The organism is Pseudomonas sp. CAM1A (assembly GCF_047501685.1).
Classification (GTDB): Bacteria; Pseudomonadota; Gammaproteobacteria; order Pseudomonadales; family Pseudomonadaceae; genus Aquipseudomonas.
The window spans coordinates 1-2,519 of record NZ_JBFNXP010000038.1 but is presented as its reverse complement, the minus strand read 5'-3'; the positions used below and the strand labels follow the sequence as shown (position 1 = coordinate 2,519).

The window sequence follows — 2,519 nt, the reverse complement described above, 5'->3', positions numbered from 1 at the left end:
GCACTGTCACAGGCCACGCGCATCAGCGGCTTGAACGCCGATGGAGTCTGGTTGAGCACGGTCACGCCCTGCTCCACCAGCAGCTGATGGAAGTCTTCCGGCGAACGGGTCACTTCACGCGGCACGATCACCAGGCGACCGCCATGCAGCAGCGCACCGAAGATCTCCCATACCGAGAAGTCGAAGGCGTACGAGTGGAACAGCGTCCACACATCCTGCGCACCGAAGCCGAACCAGGCATCGGTGGCCTTGAACAGCCGCAGCAGGTTGTGGTGCGGCAGCAGCGTACCTTTTGGCTTACCAGTGGAGCCCGAGGTGTAGATCACATAGGCCAGGTTGTCTGGTTGGGTCAGGTGCTCGGGGTTTTCGTCGCTGTAGCCGGTGAGATCATCTTCCAGCTTCAGGCTACGCACGTGCGCCGGCACCGGCAGGCCGGCCAGCAAATGGTCTTGAGTCAGCAGCAACTGAATGCCGCTGTCTTCCATCATGTAGCTCAGGCGATCCTGCGGGTACTCCGGGTCCAGCGGCACATAGGCGCCCCCGGCCTTGAGGATCGCCAGCAGGCCGACGATCATCTCGAAACCGCGCTCGACCGCGATACCCACCAGCACATCCGGCCCCACGCCCTGCGCGCGCAGCTTGTGTGCCAGGCGGTTGGCGCGGCGGTTGAGCTGGTCATAGCTCAACGACTGCCCGACGAAGGTCACGGCGATTGCTTCAGGCGTGCGCGCCGCCTGCTGCTCGATCAGCGCGTGAGCGCACTCGGTGCTTGGGTAACGCTGTACATTCGTTTGCCACTCATCCAACTCGAGCGCATCGAGCAACGGCAACTGCGCCACGCGTTGGGCGCTGTCCTGGCAGATGCCCTGCAACAGATTGCGCCAGTACCTACCCAGACGCTCGGCAGTGGCCGGATCGAACAGTGCAGTGGCGTAGGTCAGGATCGCGCTCAACCCCGCGTCGTGCTCGACCGTGTTCAGGACCAGATCGAACTGGGTGCTGCGGTCTTCCCAACCCAGCCCTTCGATCCGCAGCCCCGGCAGCTCCCGGCTCATGCCAAGGCTTTCAGCCTTGTGGTTGAACAATACCTGGAACAGCGGGCTGTGGCTCATGCTGCGCTCGGGCTGCAGCGCCTCGACCAGTTGCTCGAACGGCAGGTCCTGATGCGCCTGGGCCTGCACGGCGGTATGCCTGACCTGTTGCAGCAACCCGGCGAAGGTGGTTTGCGGGACGAACTCGGCCTTGAGCACCTGGGTGTTGACGAAGAAACCGATCAGGCCCTCGGTCTCGGCCCGGTTGCGGTTGGCGACCGGGACGCCGACGCGCACCTGCGATTGACCACTGAGGCGGTGCAGCAGCGTCTGGAACGAGGCCAGCAACAGCATGAACAGGGTCACGCCCTGTTGCCGCGCGGTAGCCTTGAGGGCCTCGACCAGCTCATGCTCCAGACCGATATCCAGGCGGGCGCCGGCGTGGCTCTGCTGCAAGGGCCGCGGACGGTCGGTAGGCAACTCCAGCAGCGGTTGCTCGTTGCCCAGTTGCTGGCGCCAGTAGTCCAGCTGGCGAGCCTGCTCGCCCGCCGCCATCCATTGGCGTTGCCAGGCGGCATAATCGGCGTACTGGAACACCAGGGCCGGCAGTTGTGCCTCGGCGCCCTGACGGTACCCGGCATACAGACGCATGACTTCATCGACCATGATCGGCATCGACCAGCCATCGGCGACGATATGGTGCAGGGTCAGTACCAGCACATGCTCGTCGGCGGCCAGGCGCAGCAGGCGGGCGCGCAGCAGCGGGCCGTGTTCCAGGTCGAACGGCTGCGCGGTCTCCTGCGCAACCCGCGCCTGAAGCGCCTCGCTTGCCACCGTCTCGACCGGCAGGTCGAAATCACCTGCGGCATGGATGCGTTGCCAGGCCTGTTCATCCTCCTGATGGAAGGTAGTGCGCAGAGTCTCATGTCGGGCGATCAGCGCGGCGAAGCTGCTGCGCAGTGCCTCGATATCCAGCTCACCTTGCAGGCGCAGGGCCGAAGGGATGTTATAAGCGGCGCTGGCCGGTTCCAGCTGCCAGAGGAACCACTGGCGTTGCTGGGCGTAGGACAAGGCCAGCGGCTGGTTGCGGTCCACGACGCTGAACGCTGGTGCCTGGCTGGCCGCGCCTTGGCTGGCGGCCTGGGCGAAGGCTTGCAGGTCGGCGGACTCGAACAGGCTGCGCAGCGACACTTCCACATTCAGGCGCTGGCGGATCCGCGAGGTGACCTGGGTAGCCAGCAACGAATGGCCGCCGAGTTCGAAGAAATTGTCGTGCAGGCCGACTTGCTCGACCTTCAGCACCTCGACCCAGATCGCCGCCAGCTGCTGTTCCAGCGCCGTGCGCGGGGCCACGTAGCCCTGTTGCAGCTGGCTGGCATCCGGCTTGGGCAGGGCCTTGCGGTCCAGCTTGCCGTTGGCCGTCAGTGGCCACTGTTCCAGCACCAGGAAGTGCGTTGGGACCATGTAGTTTGGGACCATGTAGTCCGG

General features: G+C 64.9%; 1 pseudogene. It reads right to left on the bottom strand.

The annotated features are described in order from the left end of the window. Positions 1–2,507, bottom strand: a pseudogene (locus ABZO33_RS26770) (condensation domain-containing protein); the annotation flags it as partial. Between the last annotated feature and the right edge of the window lie 12 nt (positions 2,508–2,519).